This window comes from Pseudomonas sp. ANT_J28 (assembly GCF_008370005.1).
GTDB classification, from domain to species: domain Bacteria; phylum Pseudomonadota; class Gammaproteobacteria; order Pseudomonadales; family Pseudomonadaceae; genus Aquipseudomonas; species Aquipseudomonas frigoris.
Window position 1 is genome coordinate 1 of sequence record NZ_VOBM01000057.1, and the last position, 11,959, is coordinate 11,959.

Annotated in this window: 10 protein-coding genes and 4 pseudogenes; 10 read left to right on the forward strand and 4 right to left on the reverse strand. The window is 60.3% G+C overall.

Annotated features, from left to right (window positions below; all coding sequences use genetic code 11):
• Window positions 1–99: 99 nt before the first annotated feature.
• Window positions 100–855 carry a methyl-accepting chemotaxis protein gene (locus tag FQ187_RS31035; RefSeq protein ID WP_371918049.1) on the reverse strand — a complete coding sequence of 252 codons (756 nt, stop codon included), beginning with the start codon at window positions 853–855 and terminating at the stop codon, window positions 100–102.
• 102 nt (window positions 856–957) lie between these two features.
• A pseudogene (locus FQ187_RS31040) lies at window positions 958–2,247 on the reverse strand (HAMP domain-containing protein); the annotation flags it as partial.
• Between the two features lie 220 nt (window positions 2,248–2,467).
• On the opposite strand from FQ187_RS31040, the gene FQ187_RS27310 reads away from it, so the two are divergent.
• From FQ187_RS27310 to FQ187_RS27325, 5 genes and pseudogenes are all read left to right on the forward strand, one after another.
• Window positions 2,468–3,784 carry a Na+/H+ antiporter family protein gene (locus FQ187_RS27310; RefSeq protein ID WP_178122780.1) on the forward strand — a complete coding sequence of 439 codons (1,317 nt, stop codon included), beginning with the start codon at window positions 2,468–2,470 and terminating at the stop codon, window positions 3,782–3,784.
• Window positions 3,785–3,994: 210 nt separating this feature from the next.
• Window positions 3,995–4,765, forward strand: a pseudogene (locus FQ187_RS31045) (cache domain-containing protein); the annotation flags it as partial.
• A 318-nt stretch (window positions 4,766–5,083) separates the two neighbouring features.
• Window positions 5,084–5,671 (forward strand): annotated as a pseudogene (locus FQ187_RS31050) (methyl-accepting chemotaxis protein); the annotation flags it as partial.
• A gap of 81 nt (window positions 5,672–5,752) precedes the next feature.
• Window positions 5,753–5,860 (forward strand): annotated as a pseudogene (locus tag FQ187_RS27320) (EamA-like transporter family protein); the annotation flags it as partial.
• Window positions 5,861–5,933: 73 nt separating this feature from the next.
• Entirely contained in the window at window positions 5,934–6,098 is a 165-nt protein-coding gene (locus tag FQ187_RS27325; protein WP_149631853.1) for a metallothionein, read from the forward strand.
• 48 nt (window positions 6,099–6,146) lie between these two features.
• Here FQ187_RS27325 and FQ187_RS27330 read toward each other — a convergent pair whose 3' ends face one another.
• Window positions 6,147–6,374, reverse strand: coding sequence for a DUF6555 family protein (locus tag FQ187_RS27330; RefSeq protein ID WP_008152143.1), 228 nt, complete (start codon window positions 6,372–6,374; stop codon window positions 6,147–6,149).
• A gap of 145 nt (window positions 6,375–6,519) precedes the next feature.
• Here FQ187_RS27330 and FQ187_RS27335 point away from each other — a divergent pair, with 145 nt between their 5' ends.
• From FQ187_RS27335 to FQ187_RS27345, 3 genes are all read left to right on the forward strand, one after another.
• Window positions 6,520–7,299, forward strand: coding sequence for a helix-turn-helix domain-containing protein (locus FQ187_RS27335; RefSeq protein ID WP_149631854.1), 780 nt, complete (start codon window positions 6,520–6,522; stop codon window positions 7,297–7,299).
• Window positions 7,300–7,394: 95 nt separating this feature from the next.
• The gene (locus FQ187_RS27340) at window positions 7,395–7,568 is read left to right on the forward strand and encodes a DUF1427 family protein (protein ID WP_149631855.1); all 174 of its coding nucleotides are present in this window, start codon (window positions 7,395–7,397) and stop codon (window positions 7,566–7,568) included.
• 28 nt (window positions 7,569–7,596) lie between these two features.
• On the forward strand, window positions 7,597–8,553 hold the full coding sequence (locus FQ187_RS27345) for a zinc-binding alcohol dehydrogenase family protein (RefSeq protein WP_149631856.1): 957 nt from the start codon (window positions 7,597–7,599) through the stop codon (window positions 8,551–8,553).
• A gap of 38 nt (window positions 8,554–8,591) precedes the next feature.
• Here FQ187_RS27345 and FQ187_RS27350 read toward each other — a convergent pair whose 3' ends face one another.
• Window positions 8,592–9,548, reverse strand: coding sequence for a nucleoside-specific channel-forming protein Tsx (locus FQ187_RS27350; protein WP_149631857.1), 957 nt, complete (start codon window positions 9,546–9,548; stop codon window positions 8,592–8,594).
• Between the two features lie 245 nt (window positions 9,549–9,793).
• On the opposite strand from FQ187_RS27350, the gene selD reads away from it, so the two are divergent.
• Both selD and mnmH read left to right on the forward strand, forming a co-directional pair.
• Window positions 9,794–10,828, forward strand: coding sequence for a selenide, water dikinase SelD (gene selD / locus FQ187_RS27355; RefSeq protein WP_149631858.1), 1,035 nt, complete (start codon window positions 9,794–9,796; stop codon window positions 10,826–10,828).
• The gene (gene mnmH / locus FQ187_RS27360) at window positions 10,828–11,931 is read left to right on the forward strand and encodes a tRNA 2-selenouridine(34) synthase MnmH (RefSeq protein ID WP_149631859.1); all 1,104 of its coding nucleotides are present in this window, start codon (window positions 10,828–10,830) and stop codon (window positions 11,929–11,931) included. Before selD ends, mnmH begins: the two co-directional genes overlap by 1 nt.
• The last annotated feature ends 28 nt before the right edge of the window (window positions 11,932–11,959 follow it).

Below are 11,959 nucleotides of genomic sequence, written 5' to 3' on the forward strand. Positions count from 1 at the left end.
CGAATGCGGTGTGTCAGTCGACATCGCTGTTGCTGACACACCGCATTCGCGAGCAAGCCCGCTCCCACATTTTGATCTTCAGAGGACGCAATAACTGCGTTAAACGCGGAACTGATCCATCAAACTCTGCTGCTGATTCGCCAGGCTATTGAGCGACTGACTCACCCGTGCCGATTCATTGGCCTGCCCCGACAGGGACTCCGTCACATCCCGAATCGTCGCCACGTTGTTGTTGATCTCCTCGGCCACGGCGCTTTGCTCTTCCGCGGCACTGGCGATCTGCAGGTTCATGTCGCTGATCACCGTTACCGCCTCACCAATCTGCCGCAGCGCCGTCACCGCCTGACCCACCTGTTCGACACTGCCCTGAGCCTGACGATGGCTGTTGTTCATCGAGCCGACCACGTCCTGAGTGCCGCTCTGCAACTGCTCGATCACCAGGCGGGTTTCTTCGACAGACTCCTGGGTCCGGCGCGCCAGGTTGCGCACTTCATCGGCCACCACGGCAAAACCGCGCCCGGCTTCACCGGCACGAGCGGCCTCGATGGCGGCGTTAAGCGCCAGCAGGTTGGTCTGTTCGGCGATGGCCCGAATCACTTCCAGCACCGAACCGATCTTCTCGCTGTTGGCCGCCAGGCCTTCGACTTGAACCATCGCCGCGCTCATGTCGGCCGCTAGGTTGTCGATGCTGGTGGTGGTGCGGTCGATCACGGTCAGACCGCGACGGGTGGCCTGATCCGCATCCCGCGCCGCCTGTGCGGCTTGCGCTGCACTGCGAGCAACGTCCTGGGCGGTGGCGCTCATTTCGTGGGAAGCGGTAGCGACCTGATCCACCTGACGGTATTGCTGCTCCATGCCGGCGCTGGTCTGGGTGGCGATGGCGGACGACTGATCCGCCGTGCTGCGCGCGTCCTGCACCGAGCGTTTGACCTCGGCAATGATCGGTTGCAGCTTGTCGAGGAAGCGGTTGAACCAGCCGGCCAATTGACCGAGTTCGTCCTTTTTGTCGTAGGCCAGGCGGCGGGTCAGATCGCCTTCGCCGCTGGCAATGTCCTCGAGCATGTGCGCCACGCCCAGGATCGGCTTGGTCACGCTGCGGGCCATCAGCCACACCAGCAACAGGCCAATCAACGCGGCCAGCACACCTAGGCCGAGTTCGACCAGGGTGCCGGCGGTGTTGCTTTCATCGAGTTGTTTTTTCAACGCTTCGGCGGGGCCGACCAGGACTTTCTCCGGCACATCAAGCAACACGCCCCAGGATTTGCCACCGGGAATCGGCTGGAACGGCGACAGCACTTTGAGCTGTTGATTGTTGTGCAGGCTTTCGGTCTTGCTGCTGGCGGCGAGCATGCGGATCAGCTCGGCACCGTTGGTTTTGTCCACGGTGTCCAGGCGCTGGCTGAGTTTGCTGGCGTCCGGACTGTAGCCGGCCAGCAAACCGACCGGGCTGATGATGCTGACGTTGGTCTGGCCGTCATAGAGCTTCTTGCTCGCGACCTGGCTGACGGCTTGCAGGCTGTTGAGGTTGATGTCCACCGACAGCGAAGCGATGACCTTGCCGTTGACCATCAGCGGGAAAACGATGCTGGTCATCAGCACGTTCTGGCCGTCGATCACGTAGAAGTAGGGTTCGATCACGCAGGGCTTGAGGGTCGTGCGCGGGCAGGTGAACCAGGCATTGGCCGGTTCGCCGCTGGGGCCGGTGCTGGTATCGGCCATGTCGCTTTCCGGTAGCGCCATCGACGTTAACTTGCCAGGCACAGGTTGCGACCAGTACAGGGCAAAACGTCCCTTGTCGTTGCTGCCCAACTCGGCCTGGCCGGCGAACAGATCGTCCTTGCCGTCCAGTGCGTTGGCTTCGAACACCAGCGAGAGGCCGAGCAGGTCCGGGTTGGCTTGCAGGGCCGACTTGACCTGACGCGTCAAGTCTTCACGCAGGTCAAAGGCATCGAGAAAGCGCTTCTCGGCCTGGTCGCGCAGGAACAGCACCTGACGCGAAAAGCCGTGGCCATATTGATAGGCGTCCATGAATTGCTGGCGTATCCCCAGCGCCTGGTTTTCACCCTGGGATTCGATCCGGGCCTGGGCCGCTTCGGTGAGCATCTCCATGCTGGATGCTTTCACCATCTCGGAGCTGTGCTCCATGCGATATAGCGAAAGACCCACCAGCAGGGTCACGATGCCGGCCAGGCACAGCCCGGCCAGCAGGGTGATTTTCCATTGAATGGAAAGTTGTCTGAGCGACATGGAGACGTCCTTTATTCGATAAATATCTGAGACTTTGCACTGTAACGGCCGTGATTCGGCTTTCTTTAAGCATCTCCAAACCCCTGTAGAGGACTGTGTGGGCTTTGACAAGGCATTGATGCTGCGGCACAGTGCGCGCCCTCTAATAAAACCCTCTCATTTAATCCGCTCTTTGCAGACTGCCGACCGGACTCTTTCCGTTTGCCTTGAGGTAACGATGATTAATGCTGTAATTGCCGCGGTCGGCGTCATGCTGATCCTCAGCCTGTCCCGCGTGCACGTTGTAATCGCGCTGATCGTGGGCGCCCTGGTGGGTGGTTTGACCGGTGGCCTGGGCATCGACGCGACACTCAAAGCCTTTAACAGCGGCCTCGGTGGTGGCGCGACCGTCGCGTTGTCCTACGCATTGCTCGGCGCTTTCGCAGTGGCCATTGCCAAGTCCGGCCTGGCACACGCCCTGGCAGACAAAGCCTTGCTGATGGTCGACCGCCAGCACGCCAACGGTGGCCGTCAGGTCAAATGGCTGTTGCTCGGTTTGCTGTGGGTGGTGGCCATCGCGTCCCAGAACATCTTGCCGATACACATCGCCTTCATTCCGCTGCTGGTGCCGCCGCTTTTATATGTGCTGACCAAGCTGCAACTGGACCGCCGACTGATTGCCTGTGTCATGACCTTCGGCCTGATTACGCCGTACATGTTCCTGCCCGTGGGCTTCGGCAACATCTTCCTTAATGAAATCCTGCTGGCCAACGTCGCCCGTAGCGGGGTGGACATCAGCGGCATCAACGTCACTCATGCCATGGGGATTCCGGCATTGGGCATGGTCGTCGGGCTCGCGGCAGCGTTTGTCAGCTACCGCAAGAAGCGCGTCTACGATCTGGAAAAGATCGAGCAAGTCGAACAGGTCGCGGTGCAGTACAACCCGCTGAGCCTGATGGTGGCCGGTGTGGCCATTGCGGCGGCGTTCATCATTCAGTTGCTGTTGGACTCGATGATCATTGGCGCGCTGGCAGGCTTTCTGATTTTTTCGGTGTCGGGGATCGTGAAGTGGCGTGAAACCGACGACCTGTTCACCGAAGGCATGAAGATGATGGCGATGATCGGTTTCATCATGATCGCCGCGTCCGGTTTTGCCGAGGTGATGAAGGCCACCGGAGAAGTGCAGACACTGGTCGAAGCCTCGGCTTCGTGGATCGACCACAGCAAAGGCATTGGCGCGTTGCTGATGTTGTTGGTCGGACTGTTGGTGACCATGGGCATCGGTTCGTCGTTTTCCACCGTGCCGATACTCGCCGCGATTTTTGTGCCGTTGTGCGTCCAGTTGGGTTTCAGCCCGATCGCGATCGTGTGCATCGTCGGCACTGCCGGCGCCTTGGGTGACGCCGGTTCGCCAGCCTCGGACTCGACCCTCGGCCCGACCTCGGGCCTGAACATCGACGGCCAGCATCACCACATCTGGGACACCGTGGTCCCGACCTTCCTGCACTACAACCTGCCGCTGCTGGCGTTCGGCTGGGTGGCGGCGATGGTCTTGTAACCCATTGCTCACTGGCCAACCCGAAACAAATGTGGGAGCGGGCTCGCGAAGACGGCGGCACATCCAGCATTGGTGTGACTGACATACCGCTTTCGCGAGCAAGCCCGCTTGTGTCTTGAGTCGGGTGACCCTTCACTCAACTTTTGGCCTGGCGTGCCGTTAAAGCCTTTAACCACGCCAATAAAATCAAAAGAGTGAACCGTCATGCGCATGAGCCTGAAGGCTAAAGTCCTGTCCCTTGCCGTCCTCCCGGTGTTGCTCTTTGCGCTGGTCATCAGCTTGACCACGTTGTTCATTCTGCAGGAGCAGGCCCGCAAGGAAGTCGAGGAAACTCGCCAGCGCCTGCTCAGCGATGCCAAGGCAACGCTGCAAAGCTACGTCGCCGTGGCCATGACCACGATCAAACCTCTTTACGATGCGGCCGCCCCCGGTGATGACGCGGCGCGGGCCCAGGTGGTCAAGTTGCTGTCGAGCATCACCTACGGCAAGGACGGCTACTTCTTCGGCTACGACTCCAACACCGTGCGCCTGTTCAAGGCCAACAGCCCTGAAGGCGTGGGCCAGAGCTTCAAGGACAACCGCGATCCGAACGGCGTCTACGTCAACCGCGACCTGGTGAAAGTCGCGAAGGACGGCACCCACTATCTGCAATACAGCTCACCGCTGCCCGGCAACACCCAAGTGCTGGTGCCGAAACTGGGCTACACCGAATACCTGCCGAAGTGGGACATGGCGGTCGGTACGTCGGTCAACCTCGACGGCATCGAAGCCCAAGTGGCACTGGTCGAAATCAAGGTCCAGGAGCGCATGCAAGGCGTGGTGCTGAGCATCGTCGGGATTGCCGCCGTGGTGCTGTTGGTGATTGCCGCCGCCGGGATGCTGCTGGCCAACACCATCCTGCGTCCGCTGAACCTGATGAAAGCCAACCTCGATGACATCGCGGCGGGCGAGGGCGACCTGACGCGTCGCCTGACCATCACCAGCCAGGATGAACTCGGCGAACTGGCCGGCTCGTTCAACCGTTTCGTCGACAAGATCCACGGCCTGGTGCGCCAGATCACCGAAATGACCTCGCAACTGACGGGGCTGGTGAATCAGGTCTCTGACCAGGCGCAACGCTCGGATCAGGCTATGGAACGTCAGCGTCACGAGACCGATCAGGTCGCCACGGCGATCAACCAAATGTCCGCCGCTGCTCAGGAAGTGGCGAAAAGCGCTCAAAACGCCGCGGTGGCTGCCCAGCAGACCGACGAAGAAGGCCAGGCTGCCAAGCGTGTGGTGGCCGGCAGCATTGTGAAGATTCATGCATTGGTGGACGACATTCGCAGCAGTGGCGTGTCTCTGGACAGTTTGCAAAAAGACGTGTCGTCGATTGTCAGCGTGCTTGGGGTGATTCGTTCGATTGCCGAGCAGACCAACCTTTTGGCACTCAACGCCGCCATTGAAGCCGCTCGTGCCGGTGAGGCCGGGCGTGGCTTTGCCGTGGTGGCCGATGAGGTTCGAGCGCTGGCCAGTCGTACACAAATCAGCACCCAGGAAATCCAGGGCATGATCGATCGCTTGCAGGCCGGCACCCAATCGGCCGTGGAAGCGATGCGCCGTTCCAGCGAGGCCGGCGACGGCACTTCGGCTCAGGCCAACGAGGCCGGCGCTTCGCTCGATACCATGGCCCAGTTGATCGGCACCATCAACTCGATGAACGCGCAGATCGCCAGCGCCGCCGAAGAGCAGACCGCCGTGGCCGAAGAGATCAACCGCAGCGTGCACCAGATCGCTGTGGCCGTGGACAACGTCGCCGACGAAACCCAACTCGGCGCCCAGACTTCCCGCAGCCTGGCCGACCTCGGTCAGCGCCTGGGCAAATTGGTGGGTCAGTTCCGAATCTGAACCGCGACGCATAATTTGTAGCAGATGTGGGAGCAAGCTCGCACCTAAAAGAGGCGCGTTCTATCTGATAACTGGTAGATGTGGCTGGGCAACCCGGCGATCGAGTTGTCCAGCAGCCGGATACTGGCGATGGTGTGTCTGGGGCTGGCGTTGCTGTTCATGTGTCGCAGCATTACCCGGCAGGGTTGACGCAAGCTCCTACACTGGTGGTACGGGTCGCATTTGCCAGACCCGGACGACCACAACCAATGGAGTCAGACTCATGATCGACAGTGAAAGTATCTGCGACTGCCCCAAATGCTCCTGCAAACTGGGCGAGCATCCGATCGCGCGCCACGGTAAGCACTATTGCTGTGAAGGCTGCGCCAAGCACCACGAACATGGCGAAGAATGTGCCAGCAAGGGCTGCAAGTGCGCCAAACGCTGACCACTCATCCAAAAAAAAGGTGGAGCCTGATCGGGCTCCACTTTCATTTCAATTTGCCGGCCGCCACTTGACGTTTTCCACGCCGAACTTCTCCGCCATCGGCTTGCTGGTTTTTTGCACCTTCTCTCGGCCGAAGCGAGGAATTCGTCCGACTCCCGCGTCGCAACTTGCCCAATGCCAAGCCTCCGCGTTATCCATCTTGTCCAGGCGGATGATGAAAGACTTGGGCGCGCCATGAAGGGTGTATTCAATGACGAAAAGTTTTGCGTTGTTCATATAGCCCGTATTCCTCCCTGTGGTAATACAAGGATCGTTGGCGTTACGGAAAATTCAGTCGAATTGTCAGATGGATGCCGCCAGTGGCGACAAGGCCGGTGGCTCGTTACCATGCAATCTCTGACACGCCCAATGATTGCTGCCCATGGCCCTTGCCGCCCCTCCAGACCTGAGTGACACCGATGTGCCCGTGCAACCGCTGGCGCGCACCTATCCGCGCGGCTTGTACATCGAGCCGCATGAGCATGTGTGGGGGCAGTTGCTGTATGCGATGAGCGGGGTGATGTGGGTCGAGACGCCCCATGAAGCGCTGGTGGTGCCGCCGCAACGAGCGGTGTGGCTGCCGCCAGGTATGCCCCACGGGATTCGCGTGGTTTCGGATTTAAAGATGCGCAACATCTATTTGCGGCCCTCATTGGCGGCGACGCTGGACGACACGGTTCAGGTGATCGAAGTCGGCGGACTGCTGCGTGAGCTGATCGTCGGGTTGGTGGAGCAGGGCGACGATGGCGCGCCCGAGTATTACGAAGCGCTGGTCGGCCTGGCGCTGCTGGAGCTTAGGCGAGCGAGGCGCTCGCTGCTTAAGATTCCTTTGCCGGATGATTCCGACCGGCGCCTGATGAACTTGTGCCAGGCGGTGATGGCCGCGCCATCGCTGGACATTGCCTTTGAGCAACATGCGGAAAACACCGGCGCCAGCGTGCGTACCCTGGCGCGGTTGTTCAAGGACGGTTTGGGCATGGGCTTCGCCGAATGGCGGCGCCAAGTGCAGCTGGCGACGGCGGTGGCGGAGTTGATCCAGGGCGTGCCGGTCAGTGCAATTGCCCGGGAGCTGGGTTATTCACCGAGCAGCTTCAGCGACATGTTCCGACGGGAACTAGGCGTCGCGCCTTCGCAATTTTCGGCGAGCCAGCGTCAGGATTGAAAACGCTTTGGCCGATATTCAGAAGCACTTGGCCGGTGCTCGTCGCTACCGATCTTTAGACTCCGGGAATACTTTAATTAGCCACGGAGTCTGCCATGAGTTACCTCATCTCATTGGTCATCGGTCTGGGCGTCGGTTTGCTCTACGGCGCTCTGGATTTTCGTTCCCCCGCACCGCCGGCCACCGCGCTGGTAGGGCTGCTCGGCATGTTGGCCGGTGAGAAGGTGTGGCCAATGGGCCGGCAGCTGGTGACTGGCTGGATCTCCTGAACTGTTTATTCATTCGAGGGAAATGCTCATGAAAGCACTGCAATTCGACAAGACCGGTGACCTCTCGGCCCTGCGCTACGTTGAGGTTCCAACCCCCGTCCCCGGCGCCGATGAAGTGCTGATCCAGATCAAGGCCGCCGGCCTCAACCCCAGCGATGTGAAGAACGTGCTCGGGCGTTTTCCCTACACCACACTGCCGCGGATTCCCGGTCGTGATTTCGCCGGTGTAGTCGTTGAAGGCCCGCAGGCGCTGATCGGTCAGGAAGTCTGGGGCACCGGCCGTGAATTGGGATTTTTCGCCGATGGCTCGCACGCACAATTCGTCAAACTGCCGGCCAATGGCGTGGCGAAAAAGCCGACCCATCTGAGTTTTGCCCAGGCGGCAAGCCTCGGCGTGCCGTACACCACGGCGTGGGATGCGTTGGAGCGCAGTCTCGTGACGGCCGAAACCCGGTTGCTGGTGATCGGTGGCGGGGCGGTTGGCACTGCGGCGCTGGCGCTGGCCAAAGTGCGTGGCGCTCAAGTACTGGCAGCGGCGCGGCGGCCGGAACAGGTCAAGGATTTGCAGGCCCAGGGGTATCAGACGCTGCAACTGGATAAACCCGAGGATCTCGGTGCTCAGGTGAACGCCGTGTATGCCGGCGGCGCCGATGTGATATTCGACACCACCGGTTTCTGGCTGCCGGCCTCGGTCCCGGCGCTGGCCGCGTTCGGTCGAATCGCGATCATCGCCGCGCCGGTAGACGGCCTGGTGCAATTGCCGGCCCTGGCGCTGTATCGCAAGGGCGGTTCGGTGGTGGGGATCAATTCGTTGTTGTACGGCGTCCAGGCGTGTGCGGCGATGCTTGATCAGTTCGGCACGTTCTTCGATCAGGGCTTGTTGCCGTTGCCCGAGGGTTTGTTTGAATCGCCGTTGGCAGAAGGGCTGGCGCGCTATGCGCAAGTGAATCAGGGCGGCAGTGACAAGGTGATTTTGTTGCCTTGACCGACATTTATATTGAATGTGCCGCCCCATCGCAAAACTCAGAACTGATAGCCAATACCCGCGTAATACCCCCAGCCATTGGAACGGGCGCGGAAGTTCCCGTCGCCAAAATTCAATTCGCTGCCATCCTCCCAGTTGCCGCCGTTGTGGAAATAACGGCCGACCAGGGTGAAACGCACGTGGGTGAACGAGTACAGCAACACGTTGGTGGCGACGGTGGCGTTGGCGGTACGGGCCGGGTTGCCCTTGTGCAGGTCCGAGCCGAAGTCGAAGTTGGTGAACCCGATATAGGTCAGTGACGCGCCATTGCTGAAACTGCTGATCGGCACGATGTATTTGAGCTGGGCGCGATAGCCGTCCCACGAATACTCGTTGCTCGCGCCGTAGTTCTCCCACTGGTAGCGGCCATAGAAGTTGGCCGACAGGTTGACCCGCGAATGGGTGTCGATGTCGGTGCCAAAACCGCTGTACAGCGTATTGGCGCGGTTGGCGCTGTTACTCCCGTGGTCGTAGATCCAGTCAAAGGCCACGTACCATTCCTTGAACGGCCCGATGGCCAGACTGCGGCCGGCGAGGTAATCGATGGAGATCCGCGGTTCGTGCTCCATGAACACCGGGGAGCCGTGGTCCCACACGCCTTTGTCATGGCTGTTGCCGATGTCGAAGATCTTCGGAATGTCGATGTAGCCGTACAACTCGAACGGCCCCTTGCGTCCGAAGTACTCGTACTCCAGATAGATATCGTCGGCCGGTTGCGGGCCGAAACTGATGTCTTTGCTGCCGATGACGGTCAGGTCCTGATTGAACCAGTCCGAGAGGTACACGCCTTTTTTCGGAGGGCTGGCTTCAGGGCTGAGGCTTTCGCCCTGGGCGGATTCTTCGGCGGAGGCGGGTTGCGCCAAAGCGTTGCTGCTGTGTAGTCCTGTAACGCTGGCCAGCAGCAAGGAAACAGCAAAAGTGCGCGAGCAAGTCACGCGGTTGGACGTGTGGTGCATTAAAAGTCCCTTTTCGTGCGGATCGAAGGGCCGCTTCTGCGTGGGCTTACGCGGTTATGTAGCGAAAACGCTTGTATCAGCGACGTCGCAAACGTTTGCACAAGGCATACCAGTTTTGCTCAAGGCACGGAAAAGGCTAGGGAATTGGTCGCTTAACTGTCCTTTCGGTCAGGGATTCACAGGGGCTCGGCGGCGATGACGTTGATGTAGACTCTTCGGCTCTGACTTCACGAGGTGTGTCCCCAATGAGCGAACCGATTCGTCTGACCCAATACAGCCACGGCGCAGGATGCGGTTGCAAAATCTCTCCCCAGGTATTGGAGGTGATTCTGGCCGGTAGCGGGGCGCAGAACCTTGACCCGAAACTCTGGGTCGGCAACGCCTCGCGCGATGACGCGGCGGTGTACGCCATCGATGAAGAACGCGGCGTGGTGTCGACCACCGATTTCTTCATGCCGATCGTCGACGACCCGTTCGATTTCGGTCGCATCGCGGCCACCAATGCCATCAGCGACATCTACGCCATGGGCGGCGATCCGTTGATGGCGATTGCGATCCTTGGCTGGCCGGTCAACGTACTGGCGCCGGAGATTGCCCGGGAAGTGATTCGCGGCGGGCGTTCGGTCTGCGATGAAGCGGGGATACCGTTGGCCGGTGGGCATTCCATCGACGCGCCGGAGCCGATTTTCGGCCTCGCCGTGACCGGTCTGGTGGAAAAGCGCCACATGAAGCGCAACGACACCGCCACCGCCGGTTGCCTGCTCTACCTCACCAAACCGCTGGGCATCGGCATCCTCACCACCGCCGAGAAGAAGGGCAAACTGCGCCACGCCGACATCGGCCTGGCCCGCGACTGGATGTGCACCCTGAACAAACCCGGCAGCCGCTTTGGCAAACTCGAGTGCGTCACCGCGATGACCGACGTCACCGGTTTCGGCCTGCTGGGGCATTTGGTGGAAATGGCCGACGGCAGCAACGTGACTGCTCGCATCGAGTACGACCGTGTGCCGCGTCTGCCGGGTGTCGAGTATTACCTCGACCAAGGCTGCGTGCCGGGCGGAACACTGCGCAACTTCGACAGCTACGCCAGCAAGCTTGGGCCTCTTCAGGAAATGCACAAACGCGTGCTCTGCGATCCGCAGACCAGCGGTGGCCTGCTGGTTGCGGTGACCCCCGAAGGCAACGAACACTTCCTCAAAATAGCCGCCGAGCTGGGCCTGACCCTTGAGCCGATCGGTGAACTGATCGAGCGACAGACGAACGCGGTTGAGGTGTTTTGATGTCCATCGAATTCACCGATTACCGCGACATTTTCCTCAACGACCGACCGATGATGGATGCCCGTGCGCCGGTCGAATTTCTCAAAGGCTCATTCCCCGGCGTCATCAACCTGCCGCTGATGAATGACCATGAGCGGCAACGGGTCGGCACTTGTTACAAGCAACTCGGCCAGCAAGCAGCCATTACGCTGGGACACCAGTTGGTGTCTGGCGAGATAAAAGCCGAGCGCATCCGGGCCTGGGCCGATTTTGCCCGGGCTCATCCTGATGGGTATTTGTATTGTTTTCGCGGCGGTTTGCGTTCGCAGATCGTCCAGCAATGGCTCAAGGACGAGGCGGGCATCGACTATCCGCGAGTGGGTGGTGGCTACAAGGCCATGCGAACCTTCTTGCTTGACACGCTCGATCAGGCGGTTGCCCAGTGTGATTTCGTCTTGCTGGGCGGCATGACCGGCACCGGTAAAACCGAAGTGCTCACGCAGTTGCGCAACGGGCTGGACCTTGAAGGTCACGCCCATCACCGCGGTTCCAGTTTCGGTAAACGCGCCACCGGCCAACCCTCCAACATCGATTTTGAAAACCGCCTGGCAGTGGACATGCTGAAGAAACGCGCCCACGGCATCGAGCAGTTTGTACTGGAAGACGAAAGCCGTGCGATTGGCAGTTGTGCGCTGCCGTTGCCGCTGTTTCAGGGCATGCAGCAGTTTCCGATGGTCTGGCTGGAAGACAGCCTGGAAGGGCGAGTCGAACGGATCCTGCGCGATTACGTGGTGGACTTGTGTGCCGAGTTCATCGGCGTGCATGGCGATGAAGGCTTCGCGCTGTTTTCCGAGCGCTTGCTGGAGAGCCTGAACAACGTGCAGAAACGTCTGGGCGGTGAGCGCCATCGACGGATGCTGATGTTGATGGAAGACGCGCTGGCCGAGCAGGCGAGCAGCGGGGCAGTGGACTTGCACCGGGGCTGGATCGAAGGGTTGCTGCGCGAGTATTACGACCCGATGTATGCGTTTCAGCGGGAGAAGAAAGGGGCTCGCATTGAGTTTGTGGGGGAGAAGGGTGCCGTACTCGAATATTTGCGAGATCGGGTCAGTCGGCGAGGATGACGGTGGTTTTGCCGGTTCCTTCGCGAGC

Excerpts from the sequence above, each read along its gene's own strand:
- FQ187_RS31035 (WP_371918049.1), bottom strand. The coding sequence starts at position 855 with ATGGAGCAGCAATACCGTCAGGTGGATCAGGTCGCTACCGCTTCCCAC.
- FQ187_RS27325 (WP_149631853.1), top strand. The coding sequence starts at position 5,934 with ATGATCGACAGTGAAAGTATCTGCGACTGCCCCAAATGCTCCTGCAAA.
- FQ187_RS27330 (WP_008152143.1), bottom strand. The coding sequence starts at position 6,374 with ATGAACAACGCAAAACTTTTCGTCATTGAATACACCCTTCATGGCGCG.
- FQ187_RS27335 (WP_149631854.1), top strand. The coding sequence starts at position 6,520 with ATGGCCCTTGCCGCCCCTCCAGACCTGAGTGACACCGATGTGCCCGTG.
- FQ187_RS27340 (WP_149631855.1), top strand. The coding sequence starts at position 7,395 with ATGAGTTACCTCATCTCATTGGTCATCGGTCTGGGCGTCGGTTTGCTC.
- FQ187_RS27345 (WP_149631856.1), top strand. The coding sequence starts at position 7,597 with ATGAAAGCACTGCAATTCGACAAGACCGGTGACCTCTCGGCCCTGCGC.
- FQ187_RS27350 (WP_149631857.1), bottom strand. The coding sequence starts at position 9,548 with ATGCACCACACGTCCAACCGCGTGACTTGCTCGCGCACTTTTGCTGTT.
- selD (WP_149631858.1), top strand. The coding sequence starts at position 9,794 with ATGAGCGAACCGATTCGTCTGACCCAATACAGCCACGGCGCAGGATGC.
- mnmH (WP_149631859.1), top strand. The coding sequence starts at position 10,828 with ATGTCCATCGAATTCACCGATTACCGCGACATTTTCCTCAACGACCGA.